At 68.5% G+C, this 16,020-nt stretch carries 16 protein-coding genes; 9 read left to right on the top strand and 7 right to left on the bottom strand.

The window, feature by feature from the left end; genetic code table 11:
* Window positions 1-20: 20 nt before the first annotated feature.
* Window positions 21-1,253: a cytochrome P450 gene (locus tag BM417_RS26815; protein WP_030474562.1), complete on the top strand. Its 1,233-nt coding sequence runs from the start codon at window positions 21-23 to the stop codon at window positions 1,251-1,253.
* Between the two features lie 51 nt (window positions 1,254-1,304).
* On the opposite strand, the gene BM417_RS26810 is transcribed toward BM417_RS26815, so the two are convergent.
* Entirely contained in the window at window positions 1,305-2,723 is a 1,419-nt protein-coding gene (locus tag BM417_RS26810; RefSeq protein WP_177320617.1) for an alpha/beta fold hydrolase, read from the bottom strand.
* A 78-nt stretch (window positions 2,724-2,801) separates the two neighbouring features.
* Window positions 2,802-3,251 (bottom strand): DinB family protein, encoded by a 450-nt coding sequence (locus BM417_RS26805; protein ID WP_093600068.1) that lies wholly within the window; start codon window positions 3,249-3,251, stop codon window positions 2,802-2,804.
* Between the two features lie 153 nt (window positions 3,252-3,404).
* Between BM417_RS26805 and BM417_RS26800 the strand changes: the two genes are divergently transcribed.
* From BM417_RS26800 to BM417_RS26790, 3 genes are read left to right on the top strand one after another with little or no spacing between them, the layout of a single operon-like run.
* Complete coding sequence (locus tag BM417_RS26800; RefSeq protein ID WP_093600065.1) at window positions 3,405-3,728, top strand: 2Fe-2S iron-sulfur cluster-binding protein; 324 nt, start codon at window positions 3,405-3,407, stop codon at window positions 3,726-3,728.
* An 11-nt stretch (window positions 3,729-3,739) separates the two neighbouring features.
* Window positions 3,740-4,519, top strand: a complete 780-nt coding sequence (locus BM417_RS26795; RefSeq protein ID WP_093600062.1) for an SDR family NAD(P)-dependent oxidoreductase — start codon at window positions 3,740-3,742, stop codon at window positions 4,517-4,519.
* Between the two features lies 1 nt (window position 4,520).
* Entirely contained in the window at window positions 4,521-5,738 is a 1,218-nt protein-coding gene (locus tag BM417_RS26790) for an NAD(P)/FAD-dependent oxidoreductase (protein WP_093600059.1), read from the top strand.
* An 18-nt stretch (window positions 5,739-5,756) separates the two neighbouring features.
* On the opposite strand, the gene BM417_RS26785 is transcribed toward BM417_RS26790, so the two are convergent.
* Window positions 5,757-6,362: a response regulator transcription factor gene (locus tag BM417_RS26785; protein WP_093600056.1), complete on the bottom strand. Its 606-nt coding sequence runs from the start codon at window positions 6,360-6,362 to the stop codon at window positions 5,757-5,759.
* A gap of 108 nt (window positions 6,363-6,470) precedes the next feature.
* Here BM417_RS26785 and BM417_RS26780 point away from each other — a divergent pair, with 108 nt between their 5' ends.
* Both BM417_RS26780 and BM417_RS26775 read left to right on the top strand, forming a co-directional pair.
* The gene (locus BM417_RS26780) at window positions 6,471-7,058 is read left to right on the top strand and encodes a flavodoxin family protein (RefSeq protein WP_093600053.1); all 588 of its coding nucleotides are present in this window, start codon (window positions 6,471-6,473) and stop codon (window positions 7,056-7,058) included.
* Between the two features lie 5 nt (window positions 7,059-7,063).
* Window positions 7,064-8,071, top strand: coding sequence for a ketoacyl-ACP synthase III family protein (locus BM417_RS26775; protein WP_093600050.1), 1,008 nt, complete (start codon window positions 7,064-7,066; stop codon window positions 8,069-8,071).
* A 57-nt stretch (window positions 8,072-8,128) separates the two neighbouring features.
* Here BM417_RS26775 and BM417_RS26770 read toward each other — a convergent pair whose 3' ends face one another.
* From BM417_RS26770 to BM417_RS26755, 4 genes are all read right to left on the bottom strand, one after another.
* Window positions 8,129-10,390 (bottom strand): sensor histidine kinase, encoded by a 2,262-nt coding sequence (locus BM417_RS26770; protein WP_093600047.1) that lies wholly within the window; start codon window positions 10,388-10,390, stop codon window positions 8,129-8,131.
* Between the two features lie 99 nt (window positions 10,391-10,489).
* Window positions 10,490-11,161 (bottom strand): hypothetical protein, encoded by a 672-nt coding sequence (locus BM417_RS26765; RefSeq protein WP_143138808.1) that lies wholly within the window; start codon window positions 11,159-11,161, stop codon window positions 10,490-10,492.
* A gap of 8 nt (window positions 11,162-11,169) precedes the next feature.
* Window positions 11,170-13,431, bottom strand: coding sequence for a TOMM precursor leader peptide-binding protein (locus tag BM417_RS26760; protein WP_093600041.1), 2,262 nt, complete (start codon window positions 13,429-13,431; stop codon window positions 11,170-11,172).
* Complete coding sequence (locus BM417_RS26755) at window positions 13,428-13,622, bottom strand: hypothetical protein (protein WP_093600038.1); 195 nt, start codon at window positions 13,620-13,622, stop codon at window positions 13,428-13,430. Before BM417_RS26755 ends, BM417_RS26760 begins: the two co-directional genes overlap by 4 nt.
* 210 nt (window positions 13,623-13,832) lie before the next feature.
* Here BM417_RS26755 and BM417_RS26750 point away from each other — a divergent pair, with 210 nt between their 5' ends.
* From BM417_RS26750 to BM417_RS26740, 3 genes are all read left to right on the top strand, one after another.
* Window positions 13,833-14,642 carry an AfsR/SARP family transcriptional regulator gene (locus BM417_RS26750; RefSeq protein ID WP_093600035.1) on the top strand — a complete coding sequence of 270 codons (810 nt, stop codon included), beginning with the start codon at window positions 13,833-13,835 and terminating at the stop codon, window positions 14,640-14,642.
* A 159-nt stretch (window positions 14,643-14,801) separates the two neighbouring features.
* Complete coding sequence (locus BM417_RS26745; RefSeq protein WP_093600032.1) at window positions 14,802-15,053, top strand: acyl carrier protein; 252 nt, start codon at window positions 14,802-14,804, stop codon at window positions 15,051-15,053.
* Between the two features lie 29 nt (window positions 15,054-15,082).
* The gene (locus BM417_RS26740; protein ID WP_093600029.1) at window positions 15,083-16,018 is read left to right on the top strand and encodes an aromatase/cyclase; all 936 of its coding nucleotides are present in this window, start codon (window positions 15,083-15,085) and stop codon (window positions 16,016-16,018) included.
* Window positions 16,019-16,020: the final 2 nt, after the last annotated feature.

The raw sequence follows: 16,020 nt of genomic DNA, 5'->3' as shown, positions 1-16,020 counted from the left end.
CGACTAGGAGGAAGACGCAGATGACCAGCAGCGCCACCGAGCCAGGTGTGGACACGTTCCCGTACAAGCGCACATGCCCGTTCACCCCGCCCGCGCAGTACACCGAGATGGCCGAGGAAGACGTCGTCGAGGTGACGCTGACCGGTTCCGGGCTGCGGATCTGGACGATCAGCGGCTACCACACCATCAAGCAGCTCCTGACGGACCCGCGGATCAGCGCGTCGCGCAAGCACGACAACTTCCCGTTCTACTTCATCGCGCCGCCGGAGTTCCGCACCGAGACGTCGTTCATCGGCTACGACAACCCGGAGCACACCAAGACCCGGCGCAAGGCGGCCGTGACGTTCACCAACCGCCAGGTGAAGCGGCTGCGCCCGCGCATCCAGGAGATCGTCGACGAGTACATCGACAAGATCCTGACGATGACGCCGCCGATCGACTTCCACCGCGAGTTCTCCCTCGCCGTGCCGATGACGGTCATCTGCGAGCTGCTCGGCATCCCGCAGGACGAGCACGACTTCTTCATCGAGCACGGCACCTGTCTGCTGGGTGGCCACTCGACGCCCGAGCAGCGTCAGGCCGCGATCGTCGAGGTCAACGCCTACGTCGACAAGCTGATCACGTTGAAGGAGAAGGAGCCCGGCGAGGACCTCCTCAGCCGCGCGATGGCGGAGTACGCCGCGTCCGGCGAGGAGTACACGCGCCGCGACCTGTTCAACATGATCCGCCTGCTGATGAACGGCGGCCACGAGACCACCGCCTCGATGCTGTCGCTCGGCACCGCCGCGCTGCTGGAGAACCCGGACCAGCTCAAGCTGCTGCTCGACGACCCGGAGGGCATGATCGAGCCGGCCGTCGAGGAGCTCGTGCGCCTCGCGACCATCGGTGACACCGCCATCCCGCGAGTCGCGCTGGAGGACATCGAGATCGGCGGCAAGACCATCAAGGCCGGCGACGGCATCCTGTGCCTGGGCCTCAACGGCAACCGCGACCCGGAGATCTTCCCGGAGCCGGAGAAGCTGATCCTGGAGCGCGGCACCCGCAAGCACCTCGGGTTCGGGCACGGCCTGCACCACTGCATCGGTGCCGACCTGGCGCGCCTGGAGATGCAGCTGGTGTGGTCGACGCTGTTCCAGCGGATCCCGTCGCTGCGGCTCGCCAAGCCGTTCCTGGAGATCCCGCGCAAGGAAGGCGCCGTGATCTACGGCCTCTGGGAGTTGCCGGTCACCTGGGACATCCCCGCGGAGGACTGAGACGCGACAGGGGCCCCGCACTTCGGTGCGGGGCCCCTTTGTGTTGGTGCGTCAGTCTTTCGGGATGTCCGGGCGCTTGACGTGACCGGGGACGGTGACGAGGGCTCCTGCCGGCAGCACGCCGTCGACGAGGTAGTCGTCGACCAGGGCGTCGAGAACCTCGTTGCCCGCCAACGCGTACACCTCGTGGTCGCCGGAGTCCTCGATGAGGACCAGCGGGTGGTCCAGCAGCTCGGCCAGCACGACGCCGCCCTCGACGCGGTCCATCGGGTCGCCGTCCGCCTGCACCACGAGACCCTTGGGGTACCCCGGCTGCGCCAGCTTCGTCGGCGGCTCCAGGCTTTCGAACGTCCGGAACGCGCCGACCCACGGCTGGGCGCGCAGAACGCCGTAGCCGTACGGGTGCTGGGCGCGGTGCTTGCGGACGTCGTCGTAGTAGACCTCCAGGTCCTGCGGCCAGTAGGTCTCCAGCGTGATGGCCTCCAGCACGCCGACCCGCAGGTCGCCCTCGGAGTCCTGCGGCCGCCACGTGGCCTGTCCGACGATCAGCGCCCGCGCCTTCTCGTAGTTGGCGTCCTGCAACGTGGTGCGCAGGTCGCCGATGAGGTAGCCCAGCGAGTCCCACTGCGCCCGGTCCGTGGACCGCGTGCCCACCGCGCCGTCGAACAGCGTGCGGAGCTGGATCTGGTCGCCCTCCTCGAGCTTCTCGACGACGGCCTCGATCTCCGCGATGACCTGCTCGGAGCTCGTGCCGAGGTGGAAGTGCCCGTCGCGCTCCGCGGTCCAGTCCGCCCACAGCGCGACGTTGCGGTAGACCGCCTCCGCCTGCGTGACGAACTGCTCGCGCCAGGTCCACTGTGGATTGATGCACGAGTCGAGGACCGTGCGGTCGAGGTTCTCCGGGAACATCGTGCCGTAGACGGCGCCGACGTACGTGCCGTACGCGTACCCGACGAACGAGATCTTCTCCTCGCCCAGCACGACCCGGATCAGGTCCATGTCACGGGCGGTGTTGCGGGTCGTGATGTGCGGGCGCAGGTCGCCGCCGCCCTTCTCACATCCCAGCTCGCGCAGCCGCATGTCCTCGGCCAGCTGCTCGAACAACGAGTCCGGCGGCCGGGAGTCGAAGGGCGCCTTGGGAATCGTCACCTCGCTGTAGAGCTTGGTGGACTCGCCGTACCCGCGCGGGTCGAACCCGATGAGGTCGTAGGCGGTCCGCACCCGCTTGCCGAGCCGCTTGATCAGCCCGAGGCCGTCGCCGCCGTCGCCACCGGGCCCGCCGTTGACGGCCAGCAGGACACCGCGGCGCTGCGCCGGGTTCGTGGCCTTGAGACGGGCGAGGGCGATGGTGAGCTTGGGACCGTCCGGGTCGGAATAGTCGCGTGGCACGACGACCGTCGCGCGTTCAAGGCCGTCCTCGAACGGCGGTGACCAGTTCACCTGCTGGTCGTAGAACTCCTTGAGGGGCACGGTGGAACCTCCGCGTGTGGGTGTACGCCGACACCGCAGAGTCGCAACACCTGCTCGAACGGCTCTGGAACACGGGCCTCAGCGCCCGGTCGTTCCGTCGATCAGTTCGCGGAGGACGTCCGCGTGACCCGCGTGCCGGCCGGTCTCCTCGATCATGTGGACGAGCTTCCAGCGCACACTCGCGACGACGCTGTCGTCGAGCACCTCGTTCACTCTCTCGACCGTCTCCCGGTAGCGGGCCACGACGTCCGCGACGCTGTCCCGCGGCGAGGCCTGGAACGTGGCCTTCCAGTCCCGGACGCGTTCGCCGAGGAACGTCGCCCGTTCCACGAACGTGAGGTGGGTGAGCAGCCCCAGCAGGTTCGTGCCCGACGGCACCGCGGCCGTGCGGACCTGCGGCTCCGGTGCGCCCTCCACCTTCGCGGACACGCAGGAGCGCAGGTAGTCGAGGAACCCGCGCAGCACCTCGGCCTCGCTGCCACCCGTCCTGGGCGGTGGCTGGTCACGGCGGCGCGTTCTCGACGGCATGGCCACATCTTCGGCCGCTCCAGTGCGCGAGAGCACGCGAACTTGCCGTTCCGGCAAGCCCATGAACGCTCAAGGTGGCCTCCACCACGTGCAAAGCGCTGCTGGGCAAGGTGAACCACGTCCGGCGAGCCGCAGATCCGTGGGAGAACTGCCATGCCAAAGATCACTTACGTTTCGCACGACGGCATCGAGACCGTTGTCGACGTTGCCCAGAACGACTCCGTGATGCGCGGCGCGGTTCTCAACGGCATCAAGGGAATCGTCGCCCAGTGCGGTGGTGGGGCCTCGTGCGGTACGTGCCACGTGTACGTCGACCCGGAGAACACCAAGCCGCTGTCGCAGATGCACCAGGTGGAGGACGAGCTTCTCTACTTCACCGCCTGCGAGCGCAAGGAGAACAGCCGGCTGAGCTGCCAGATCCCCGTGACCGAGGAGCAGGACGGGCTCGTCGTGCACATGCCCGAGAAGCAACTCTGAGGGAGAGAAGCATGAGCAAGCGACGGGTCGCCCTGGTCACGGGCGCCACCAGCGGAATCGGTCTCGAGGTCGCCCGCAGTCTCGGCAGGGAGGGGCACGCGGTCTTCGTCGTGGCCCGCAACGCCGAGAACGTCCAGACCACGGTGAAGCAGCTGCGTGAAGAAGGCATCGAGGCCGACGGCGCCGCCTCCGACGTGACGTCCACAGAGGACATCCGCACCGCGGTGCAGAAGGCCGTCGAGGTCTTCGGTCCCATCGAGATCCTCGTGAACAACGCGGGTCGTGGTGGTGGCGGCATCACCGCCGAGCTGGACGAGGACCTCTGGCTGGACGTCATCGACACCAACCTCAACGGTGTCTTCCGGTTCACCAAAGAGGTTTTGAGCACCGGCAAGATGGTCGAGCAGTCCTGGGGCCGGATCATCAACATCGCCTCCACCGGCGGCAAGCAGGGCGTCGTGTTCGCCGCGCCCTACTCGGCGTCCAAGCACGGCGTCGTCGGGTTCAGCAAGGCCGTCGGCATCGAGCTCGCGAAGTCCGGCATCACCGTCAACGCGGTGTGCCCCGGCTACGTCGAGACGCCCATGGCCGGCCGCGTCCGCCAGGGCTACGCGAACCACTGGGGTGTCTCCGAGGAAGAGGTCCTCGAGAAGTTCAACGCCAAGATCCCGCTGGGTCGGTACAGCACGCCGGAAGAGGTCGCCGGTCTCGTGACGTACCTGACCACGGACACCGCGTCCTCGATCACCGCGCAGGCGCTCAACGTCTGCGGCGGGCTGGGCAACTACTGACATGCGCGGAGAGTCGGTAGTCGTCGTCGGGGCCGGGCAGGCGGGCTGCCAGGTCGCGGTGTCCCTGCGCGAGCAGGGACACCGCGGCCCCATCACGCTCATCGGTGACGAGCAGGCCGCGCCGTACCAGCGGCCTCCGCTCACGAAGGCCTACCTGGCGGGGGAGACCGACCTCGCCGGGCTGGTCCTGAGGCAGGACTCGTACTACGACGACCACGGCATCAAGCTCGTCCGCAACGAGCGGGTGATCGGGGTCGACCGTCAGGCACGGGTCGCGGTGCTGGGCTGTGCCCGCACCATCAGCTACGACCACCTGGTGTTCGCGACGGGCGCGCGGCCCCGGCCGTTGCCCATCCCCGGCGCCGAGCACGTGCTGAACCTGCGCACGGTCGCCGACGCGGACGCGATCAGGCAGCGGCTCGAAGGCCAGATCGGGCTCGACGTCGTCGTCATCGGCGGAGGGTTCATCGGCCTCGAGTTCGCCGCCGTGGTCAGGAAACTGCGCCACGAGGTGACCGTCGTCGAGGCGCAGGGGCAGGTGATGCAACGGGCGGTGTCCGCGGAGACGGCCCAGCACCTCGTCAACCGCCACCGCAGCGAAGGCGTCCAGATCCTCACCGGCACGGGCGTCGGCGCCGTCAGGGAAGGCCTGGTGGAGCTCACGGACGGCACGGTGCTCGTCGCCGACCTCGTGGTCGCGGGCATCGGCGTCATCCCGAACACCGAGGTCGCCCAGCGCGCCGGGCTCGCGGTCGACAACGGCATCCTCGTCGACTCCCACCTGCGCACCGTCGACCCGCGCATCCACGCGCTCGGCGACTGCGCGCGGTTCGCGAGCACGCACGCCGGCGGCCTGATCCGCCTGGAATCGGTGCAGAACGCCACCGACCAGGGCACCACGGTCGCGGCGGCCATCATGGGCAGCGCGGAGCCCTACACCGCCCTGCCGTGGTTCTGGAGCGACCAGTACGACGTGAAGCTGCAGACCGCGGGCCTCACCAACGGCCACGACCGCACGGTCACCGTCGGCGACCCGGCCGAGGGCAGGTTCTCGGTGTTCTGCTTCAAGAATGACAGGTTGATTGGAATCGAGGCCTACAACCGGCCGATCGACTTCCTGATGGGACGCCGGATCCTGGAGGGCGGCAACTCGCTCACCCCGGAGATCGTCGCCCGGCCGGGCTTCGACCTGCGCGCCAGCCAGCAGAAGGCGGCCTAGTTGGGAACGCCGTCCGCGCTACAACCAGCCGGCTTCCTCGGCGATGCGGATGGCGTCCACCCGGTTGCGGCCGTTCAGCTTGGTCATGATCGTCGTCATGTAGTTGCGGACCGTGCCGACCGAAAGAGACAGCGCGACAGCGATGTCAGGCGCGTCGGCACCGTTCGCCGCCAGCCGGAGAACCTCCAGCTCGCGGTCGGTCAGCGGGCACTCGCCGCGGTCCCACGCGGCCAGGGCCAGCTGGCTGTCCACGACGCGTTCCCCGGCGGCGACGCGGCGGATCGCGTCGGCGAGCTCCGTCGGCGGCGCGTCCTTGAGCAGAAAACCGTCCACGCGGGCCGCCAACGCCCTGCGCAACGTCCCCGGACGGCCCAGCGACGTCAGCATCAACGTCCTGATCTGCGGCAACGTCTCGCGGATCTTCGTCGCGGCGCTCAGCCCGTCGAGGATCGGCAGGTCGATGTCGATCACACAGACGTCGGGACCGTGCTGGCGCGCGGCCGGCACGATCTTGTCGCCGGAGCTCACCTCGGCCACGACCTCGATGTCCGGTTCGAGGTTGAGCAGCGCGATGAGAGCACCGCGCACCATGTGCATGTCCTCCGCGAGCAAGACCCTGATCATCGCGCCCCTCCGCGCGACACCATATCTCCCAACGTTCATGTCGCGCTCCACGCCACATCAAGGCGGCCCGGCAAGGGTGAACCGAGCTGCCTCGCGAAGGGATGCGTCATGGAACGCAGCGTCAACGTGACAGTCGTGTACTACTCCTCGACGGGAACGATTCACCGGATCGCCACGGAGATCTCCGAGACGGCCGAGAAGCACGGCGCCGAGGTGCGGCTGGTACGGGCTGCGGAGCTGGCGCCCGAGGCGGCGTGGCGGTCCAGGCCCGCCTGGGCGGCGCATCTGGAGGAGACCGCGGACGTCCCCGTCGCGTCGGTCGACGACGTGCTGTGGGCCGACGCCGTCGTCTTCGGCACGCCGACCCGCTTCGGCAACGTGTCCGCGCAGCTCAAGCAGTTCATCGACACGCTGGGGCCCGCCTGGTTCAGCGGCCTGCTGGCCGACAAGGTGTACAGCGCGTTCACCTCCGGCGGCAGCCTGCACGGAGGCATGGAGACCACGCTCGTGTCGATCTACAACATGGTCTGCCACTTCGGCGGGATCATCGTGCCGCCGGGAGGAGATCTGAATCCCTACGGCACCTCACACGTCCTGGGCGCGGACAACCTGCCGGTCAACGAGATCGCGTTGCAGGCGGCCCAGATTCAGGCGGAACGCGTCGTGCGCGTCGCACGCGCGCTGAAGGAGGTCTGACCGCGGTGCGAGTGAAGGATGTTTTCGTCAATGGCAGCGGCGTGCGCCTGCCCTCGACGCTGAACGTCGCGGACGCGATCGCGTCGGGGGAGTGCGAGCCGAAGCTCGTCTCGCGGACGGACGTCGAGTCCGTGTCCGTGTCCCCGCACGAGTCGGCGGCCGAGATGGCGGTCGAGGCGGCACGGGTCGCGTTGGCACGGGCGGGATCGCAGCCCGACGACGTCGACCTGATCCTGCACGCCACCACCTACCACCAGGGCCAGGACCTGTGGCCGGTCGGTTCCTACATCCAGCGCGAGACGGTCAGGAACTCCTGCCTGGCGCTGGAGATCCGGCAGATGTCCAACGGCGGTCTGGCCGCCATGGACCTCGCGGTGTCCTACCTGATCGCCCGTCCCGGCAGGGATGCCCTTCTGACGTCCTCAGATCGCTTCTGCCTGCCTGGAATCGACCGCTGGAAGACCGACCCCGGAACGCCCTACGGCGACGGTGCGTCGGCTCTCGTGCTGTCCACTCGGGGCGGCTACGCGAAGCTACTTTCGTTGGCCATCAATGCTGATTCCGACCTCGAACCGTTGCACCGCGGCGACGTGCCGTTCGGCCTCGCGCCGTTCTCGCACCGCATCCCGGTGGACTTCGAGGAGGCCAAGCACACGTTCAGCCGCGAGTTCGGGCTCTCCTACGGCATCAACAAGGCCAACGCGGGCCAGGCGCTCGCCGTCGAGCAGGCGCTGTCCGACGCCGACATGAAGATCGGTGACGCGGACTGGATCATCCTGCCGCACTTCGGCCGCCGCCGGCTGGACGTGAACTACCTGCGTCCGTACGACATCGACCCGGCGCGCACCACGTGGGAGTGGAGCCGCACGGTCGGGCACCTCGGCGCCGGCGACCAGTTCGCGAGCTTCGACCACCTGGTGCACACCGGCAAGGCGACCTCGGGCCAGCGGATCGTGATGTTCGGCGTGGGCGCGGGCTACAGCTGGGGTTGCGCGGTCATCGAGATGCTGTGAGCTCACCTAAAGGGCCGCGCGAGAGGGAATCTCTCACGCGGCCCCTTTTCGCTGCTTTCAGTTCAACGGCAACGGGATCTCGGCGCGCAGCCGGTAGGTGTGCTCAGGCGTGAGACCGGCGTGCAGATCGCCGCCGAGCGCGCGGACGCGGGTGGTCAGGTTGCCGATCCCGCTGCCGTCACGCGACCTCCGCTCGACGGTGGGGATCCCGTCGTTCACGATGTCCATCGTGACCAGGTGCCGTGAGCTGGCGAGCACGATCTCGCAGTGCTCGGCCTTGCTGTGCCGCAGGAGGTTCGTGACGCCCTCGCGCAACACGGTCGCGAGCGTCACCGTCACCTCCTTGGGCAGCTGGTCGCACGCGTCGATCCGCACCGTGACCTCGATGTCCGCCGCGGACAGCAACGCCTGCGCGGACTGGGTCTCCTCGTCGAACGACAGCTCGCGGTAGCTCAGGGCAACCGACCGGACGTCCGCCAGGGCCTGCCGGGAGATCTCCAGCACCTCGGTGAGCTCCTGCCGGGCCCGGTCGGGGTCGATCACCGCCAGCCGGTGCGTGAGCTCGCTCTTCAACGTGATCGCGGAGAGGCTGTAACCGAGCAGGTCGTGCAGGTCGCGGGCGAATCGCAGTCTCTCCTGGGCCACCGCCGCCGTCGCGAGCTCCTCCCGTGCCTCGTGCAACTCGGTCACCATCGACCGGAGCCGGGTCAACGCGTACAGCACGAGTCCGTGGTTCGTCACGGCGATGAGGCCGTAGACGACCCAGGAGCCGGTGAAGCCGGTCGCGGTCCAGACGAAGTACTGCCCTGTGCCGATCGCGAGGAACGCCATCCAGCCGAACGGGCGGGGTAGCAGCAGTGCCGCGGACCCGGCCAGGAAGCCGGGCACGGCGATGAGCGGGTTCTCGTAGATCCACACCGGCACGTACACGCAGCCGGCCATCACGGCGAGCACCGCGAGGGTGTTCGCCATGTTCAGGCGGACGTGCGGGCGGCCGACCAGGCCCAGCACCAGTCCCAGCTCGACCACGGTCGCGAGCGCGGCGACCGCCATCCCCGACAGCCCGATGCGGGGGTAGTCGAACGCCACCTGCGACAGCGACATGAGCCCGTAGCCGACCACCAGCACCGTGAACAGCATCTTGGCGAATCGCGTCGCCATCGGCTGGCCGGCGGGCTGCGGTCCGGCCGCCGGTTCTTCGGCCACCGGTTCGACCGGAACCTCGGCGTGCAGGCGGTAGGTGCCCTCCGCCGAGGTCTGGGCGAGCAGCGAGCCGCCGATGGCCGTGGCGCGCGTGGCGAGGTTGGTGAGGCCACTGCCCCGCTCGGCGTCGACCTCGGCGGGGGCGCCGTCGTTGACGATGTCGATCGACGCCGAGCAGCCGGCGCCCGAGATGGTGATGGTGCAGCGGGTGGCCTCGCTGTGCCGCAGGAGGTTCGTGACGCCCTCGCGCAGCACGGTCGCGAGGACGGTCCTCGACCGCGGCGAGAGTTCCTGGTGGTCCGTCTCGATGGTCACCGCGACGCCGGCCGCCGTCAGCACGGATCGCGCCGACTCGATCTCGTCGGTCAGCGACAGTTCGCGGTAGCTCGACGCCACCGCGCGAACGTCGGCCAGGGCCTCGCGCGCGATTCCGAGGATCTCGGCCAGCTCCCGCAACGCGCGCTCGGTGTGCGCACCGAGCAGCTTGCGTGCCAGCTCCACCTTCAGCGTGATGGCCGACAGGCTGAAGCCGAGCAGGTCGTGCAGGTCACGAGCGAACCGCAGTCTCTCCTGCGACACCGCCAGCGAGGCCAGTTCGGAGCGGACGGTCTCCAGCTGCTTCACCTGCGACGGCAGCCGGGACAGGCCGTACACGACCAGTCCCGAGACCAGCGACGCGATCACGTAGTAGACCTGGGTGGAGAGGTCCTGGACGCTCCACGCCTGAATCAGGCCGTTGCTCAGCGCCACCGCGCCGTACACGAGCCAGCGGATCCGGCCCGGCAGCACGAGCAGCACGCTGCCGGCGAGGAAGCCGTGCATCCCGGTCCACTCGACCGGGAAGAACAGCAACGGGCCGTACACCAGCGCCGCCATCGCGCCCAGCGCCAGGTACGCCCTGCCGGAACGCAGGTCCGCGCCAGGCCTGCTGAAGACCCGCAGCTGCAGGTACCCGATCGCGAGCAGGCAGGCGAGGGAGCCCACGATCCTGGCGGGCGTCGCGCTGACCTTCACCACGTCGAGGAAGCTGTCGAGCAGGTAGTTGGCGAACACCACGCTGATGACGAAGTACGCCAGACGACGGGACACCGACGAGCGTTCCTGTCGTTGCGTCACAGCGGCTCCCACGCGAGGTTCGGGACGCGGCCATGATACGGGCGCTTCCTGGGAAATCTCGCGTTTTGCGATCCTCGATCGGAGCAACATGACGACGGCTCAACACCTCTGCACAGCGACTAGATCGGCTCCCGCCAGGTAGGCCACCACGTCGGCGACCAGCGTCTTCTCCACCTGCAACGCCTCGGCGAGCTGGTCGATCGTGCTCTCGTTGTGCAGCAAGGACTTCGCGATCTCAGTGGCGGGCGCGCTGTGCAGGATCACCTGATAGGCGCGACCGGGGCAGGTCAGGGCCTGGTCGCCGTTCAGCCGCTCGATCCCGGTGCCGCGCCGCATGGTGACGACCTCGTCGTCACCGATGTGCGGCAACGCGAACACCGCGTCACGGGCGACCGCCACCAGCGACAGGATCGGGCCGGCGCCGTCGTTGAGCCCCAGCGACGGCACGAGGCACCCGCCCAGCTGGTCGAGCGTGTTCTTGAGCTTGCGCCAGATCAGGCACGGCCCGGACCCCGTCTTCCACCGCACGAAGTTCTCGTGCAGTGCCGAGATGTTCTCCAGCGCCACGGGGCCGAGGCTCATCCGGTGCAAGGCCTCCCGCACGAGCGGGCTGGTGTCGGCGATCTCGATCGCACCCCATCTGCCGTGCACCGTGAGGTGCTCGGAGCCCTCGTCCACGAAGGCGTCCTCCAGCAACGACCACAGCGGCCTGCCTGCCGGAACGTGCGACTGCGTGCGCAACACGGCGCCTCCGCTCTGGGCGATGGTCATCCCGTTCATCACATGAACAACGGGATCGGGTTGAGCTCTTCGTACCGGCGAGGTTCTGCCAGCCGACCCAGTTGTACAGGTACGTCGTAGAGCCGCCCTTGAGCGAATCTCGACCAGAAGTGGCGCAGTCCCGGTACCACCACCCGGACGACCGGGAGACCGACGTCGGGCCGTGTCTGGTCGAGCACCAGCAACTCCATTCCCTTGGCTTCCAGGGTGCCTTGGATCGCGCGGATGTCGTCGGCGAGATCAGGCCGATGTGTGTAACCGTGGTGGAACGGGTCGCGGAGCGGCTCGTCCGGGTCCGGCGCCAGCCAGGTCTGCTCGGCCAGCCGGGCGGTCTCGAACCAGCGCCGCATGTCGATGTCGAACAGGGACATGTCCATCGGCTCGCAGACCATCGGCATGCACTGGTTCAGCTCGGTGAGCGCCCGGCGGGCGGCGACCCGGGGGTCCAGGTGCGCGCCGCAGCCGAACATGATGTCCTCGCGCGGCCCGCCGGTGCGGCGGGACACCGCGACCATCGCGGGCACGCCCAGGTCCGAGGTGACGTCGAGCAGCCACACCTCGCGGCCGAGACTCGCGTGCACCGCGCGGAGCTCGTCGATCCACGGGTCGTGGAAGGCGTCCAGGTCCATGCCCGGCGCTGGAGTGCGGTTGTACCACCAGATGGCGACCGCGTCGCGTTCGACGAGTTCCAGAAGCCCTTGCAACACCGCGTCCTCCACGCTGCTGCCGGCGGCGCAGCCGTTGGAGTTGGAGGTGACACTCGGCGGACAGGGGGCGCCGAAGTAGAGCATGCCGGTGGGCAGGAACCTGTGCCGCCGCTCGGTCAGCGACCAGAGCGGGGTCCAGTCCATCACCTCGTCGTCGTCGAACGGCATGGTGATCTGCTGGAAGGCCGAGTGGTCCGCGTTCCACCCGTCGCGGTTCTCGAACTGACGCGGGTGGTAGAGCTGCACGGAGTCCGGGTGGATCGCGAGGTCGCCGAGCGAGGTGTAGCTGCCGCTCACGCGTGCCTCCTCGCCGACGAACGCGCCGCTGCGTCGTTCCACGGCCTCGCACAACGCGCCGACCTCGGCGTCGAGCGGCGTCACGCCCTTGCCTCCGCTGTCCGCGCGCAACGCGGAGCGCAGACCTTCGAGCCCTTCGCCCGCGGCCGCGATGTTGGCCCCGGACTGGAAGGAGTTGAAGAACGCCGGACCGCGATCGTTGCGGTGGATCTCCCGGACGATCCCGGTGACCGGGCCGATGAGGTGCCGGTAGGTGTCGAGCACCTCCTGCGGCGACGACGACCGGTGGCCGCCGCCGTCGCAGGAGGTCTTCACGCGACTGGTGAGTTCGACCGGCTCGAACGTCCTGCGCGCGACAACTTCGGGGTCTCCGCAGCCCGAGCACTGCGGACGGTGCCGCACCTCGTGCTGCGTGACCTTCATCGTCAGGCTGTCGTAGTTCCAGATCGACCGCTGTGTCTCGTGACGGATGCCCGCGAGCCACTTGGCCGTCTCGACCGACGCGATCTCCAGCGCCGTCGCCCGCAGCGACGGCAGTCCGATGGCGGGACGCGGGGCCGGGCCCCGTTGCCCGCAGCGTGCCCGGACGTGCGCCTCCGCCTTGCGGTTGGCGGACAGGCGGGTGGCGAGGCAACGCCAGCAGGGGCCGTCGCCGGGGGTGAAGAAGGGGCCCACGCTCACCTGCGCGCCGACCGGCTTGACCAGCAGCCAGGGCGTGCCGGCCGCGCGGTGCGCGGCGTCGATGTCGCGGAGCTCGGAAGCCAGGTAGTCCGCACACAGCACGACCGTGAGGTCACCACTCCCCGAGGCGACCGTCAGTCCGTTGTGGCGCAAGGCTTCCACCAGCCCGTCGCGGTCGACGTCGCCGACCGCGACGACGGAGACGAGCGACGTCGTTGTCGCCGCCACCGCGTCCGCGGGGTCGAGACCCGCCGCGTCCCAGAACGCGAGCGAGGCCTCTGTCGTGGCCGAACCGTCCTCCGCGCACCGCCTGCCGATCAGGCCCGCCGCGGCGAGCCTCGTGAGCATGCGTTCCACCAGATCGGCGGACAGACCGGCGGGAAGGTCCCGCAGCACGGCGGTGATGTCCCTGGTGCCGTCGAGCAACGGTGCCAGCGCCTCCACGTGGGTGCCCTGGATCGCGGTGACCCCGGACTCCCCGATGAGGTAGACGGCCTCACCGTGCACGATCTGTGGTCGGAGATGGCGTTTGAACCCAATTCTCTGTTCGCCGGGTTCGGCCAGTTCGGGTCTCATGCCGCGAGAACCTCGTCGTAGCTCGTGTAGCGGCTGCCGATGATGCAGCTGCCGCCGCTGCAGCTCGCCCACGTGAAGACGTAGTAGTCCATCGAGGCCTCACGGTCGAACTGGTAGATCTTCATGTCGTCGGAGTCGTCCTTGGCGGTGGTGACGGAAGACAAGTGCTCCACGGTGACGGTGGGGTACATGTTCATCTCCGATGTTTGCGTGTGATTTGTTGTGGGTAATGATGCGGACCAGCGCTAATGGATCGGTAGTTACCGGCTAATGCGCCGCCGTATGAAGTTTTCATACCCGGCGCGGGCAGAACTCACCTGACATCGATGGCCTGTGCACTAACGCCCCGCCGTTGGGCCGAGCAGACTAATCCCGTGCTTGGAACCGAAGGAGGGGTCGCGATGCAGATCAAGGTCCTGGGGCCCGTTGAGGCCAAGGTGAACGGTCGCTCGGTGACGCCGACCGCGGCCAAGCCACGGCAGATCCTGGCGCTGCTCGCGTTGCACTCCGGGCAGGTCGTGTCCGTTCCCACGCTGATCGAGGAGCTGTGGGGCGACCGTCCGCCGCGCAGCGCCCGCACCACCCTGCAGACCTACATCCTGCAGCTGCGCAAGCTCATCGGCGACGCGCTGTCGGCGTCCGGTGAGGGCGCGGCGAAGGAAGTGCTGGTCACGCGCTACGGCGGCTACCTGCTCGACGTGCCGCCGGAGGCCGTCGACGTGCACGAGTTCGAACGTCTCTCCCGCGCGGGCCAGCAGGCCTACGACGTCGAGGACTACGCCTCGGCCTCCCGGTTGCTGCGCCAGGCGCTTGAGATGTGGCGTGGCGCCGCCGTCGTCGACGTGCGGCCGGGCATGCCGCTCGGCATCGAGATCGTGCGCCTGGAGGAGGCCCGGCTGGGCGTGCTCGAAGCGCGCATCGACGCCGAGCTGCGGATGGGCAAGCACAAGGCGCTGCTGTCCGAGCTGTCCGTGCTGACCGTGCAGAACCCGATGAACGAGAACCTGTGCGCGCAGTACATGATCTCGCTGTTCCGCGCCGGCCGGCAGTGGCAGGCGCTCGACGCGTTCAAGGGCCTGCGCAACACCCTGATCGAGGAGCTCGGCGTCGAGCCGTCGTCGCGCCTGCAGACGCTGCAGCACGCGATCCTGACGTCCGACCCGCGCCTCGACAGCGCCGAAACCCGTCAGTTGCAACGCCTTCTGGCCTAGATCAAAGCTCCAGCGGCCCGCGCCACACTGTGGCGCGGGCCGTTTTTGCTTGTCGTGCAACGGTTTCTTCGAGAATCTCTCCAGTGGCTTACAGGCGTGCGGTGACAACCTCAGTCGTGGGCGCGCGGAAATCGCCCGCTGGAGGAAAGGAAGCTAGCCGTGAGCGCACTGACCATCGAGGGACTCAAAGAGATCCTCAACGAGGCCGCGGGCGACGACGACTCGTTCAAGCCGGGCCAGGACATTCTCGACATCCCGTTCCTCGAGCTGGGCTTCGACTCCCTCGCCCTGCTGGAGACGGTCGCGCTGATCAAGCGCAAGCACGGTGCCGCCATCGCCGACGACGAGCTGGCGTACATCGAGACGCCGCGTCAGCTGCTGGACAAGGTCAACGGACAGATCGCGGCCTGACGCCGGCGACTCGGGATACGGAGACGGACATGACGCACACCACCACGCACACGGTCATGATCGGGGCTCCCGCCAAGGTGGTGTACGACCTGGTCGCGGACGTGACGACCTGGCCGTACATCTTCGGACCCACGGTCCAGGCCGAGGTGTTCGAACGGGATGGCTCGACGGAACGGTTGCGGTTGCACGCGTTCGCCAACGGTGACGTGCGCACGTGGACGTCCCGGCGCGAGCTCGACCCGGCGAACCTGCACATCAAGTTCGAGCAGGAACGCTCGGCGGCACCGGTGAAGACGATGGGTGGGGAGTGGCGGATCGTCCCGATCGCCGACTCGGCGACCCGGGTCGATCTGCTCCACCACTTCACCGCGGCGCAGCCCGAGGCGGTCGACCTCATCCTGAACGCCGTCAACAACAACAGCGACGCCGAGCTCGCCGCCCTCAAGCGGGCGGCCGAGTACGGCGACGACTACGACAAGCTGGTGCTGTCGTTCTCCGACAGCATCACGATCCACGCGAGCCGCAAGGACGTCTACGAGTTCCTGTACCGGTCGGACCTGTGGCCGGAGCGTCTGCCGCACGTGGCGAAACTGGACCTGAAGGAAGCCGTCACCGGCGTGCAGTCCATGGAGATGGACACGCGCAGCCCGGACGGGTCGATCCACACCACGCACTCGGTGCGGGTCTGCACCCCGTACGACGGCATCGTCTACAAGCAGACGCACACACCGCCGATCATGGCGGCGCACGTCGGCCGGTGGACGTTCAGGGACATCGGCGACGGCATCGAGGCCGGCATCGAGGCGACGTCGCACCACACCGTCGTCATCCGGCCCGAGGTCATCCCCGAGGTCCTGGGGGCCGACGGCACGATCGAGCGCGCTCGCGAGCTCATCCGCCACGCGCTGGGCACCAACAGCCTCACGACGCTCCGGCACGCCAAGGAATTCGCCGAGAACGGGTGAGG

The sequence above is a fragment of the Lentzea waywayandensis genome (genome assembly GCF_900115955.1).
GTDB lineage: Bacteria > Actinomycetota > Actinomycetes > Mycobacteriales > Pseudonocardiaceae > Lentzea > Lentzea waywayandensis.
The sequence above is the reverse complement of the archived record's forward strand: the minus strand, read 5'-3'. Positions and strand labels throughout refer to the sequence as shown.

Excerpts from the sequence above, each read along its gene's own strand:
- BM417_RS26815 (WP_030474562.1), top strand. The coding sequence starts at position 21 with ATGACCAGCAGCGCCACCGAGCCAGGTGTGGACACGTTCCCGTACAAG.
- BM417_RS26805 (WP_093600068.1), bottom strand. The coding sequence starts at position 3,251 with ATGCCGTCGAGAACGCGCCGCCGTGACCAGCCACCGCCCAGGACGGGT.
- BM417_RS26800 (WP_093600065.1), top strand. The coding sequence starts at position 3,405 with ATGCCAAAGATCACTTACGTTTCGCACGACGGCATCGAGACCGTTGTC.
- BM417_RS26795 (WP_093600062.1), top strand. The coding sequence starts at position 3,740 with ATGAGCAAGCGACGGGTCGCCCTGGTCACGGGCGCCACCAGCGGAATC.
- BM417_RS26790 (WP_093600059.1), top strand. The coding sequence starts at position 4,521 with ATGCGCGGAGAGTCGGTAGTCGTCGTCGGGGCCGGGCAGGCGGGCTGC.
- BM417_RS26785 (WP_093600056.1), bottom strand. The coding sequence starts at position 6,362 with ATGATCAGGGTCTTGCTCGCGGAGGACATGCACATGGTGCGCGGTGCT.
- BM417_RS26780 (WP_093600053.1), top strand. The coding sequence starts at position 6,471 with ATGGAACGCAGCGTCAACGTGACAGTCGTGTACTACTCCTCGACGGGA.
- BM417_RS26765 (WP_143138808.1), bottom strand. The coding sequence starts at position 11,161 with ATGACCATCGCCCAGAGCGGAGGCGCCGTGTTGCGCACGCAGTCGCAC.
- BM417_RS26760 (WP_093600041.1), bottom strand. The coding sequence starts at position 13,431 with ATGAGACCCGAACTGGCCGAACCCGGCGAACAGAGAATTGGGTTCAAA.
- BM417_RS26755 (WP_093600038.1), bottom strand. The coding sequence starts at position 13,622 with ATGTACCCCACCGTCACCGTGGAGCACTTGTCTTCCGTCACCACCGCC.
- BM417_RS26750 (WP_093600035.1), top strand. The coding sequence starts at position 13,833 with ATGCAGATCAAGGTCCTGGGGCCCGTTGAGGCCAAGGTGAACGGTCGC.
- BM417_RS26740 (WP_093600029.1), top strand. The coding sequence starts at position 15,083 with ATGACGCACACCACCACGCACACGGTCATGATCGGGGCTCCCGCCAAG.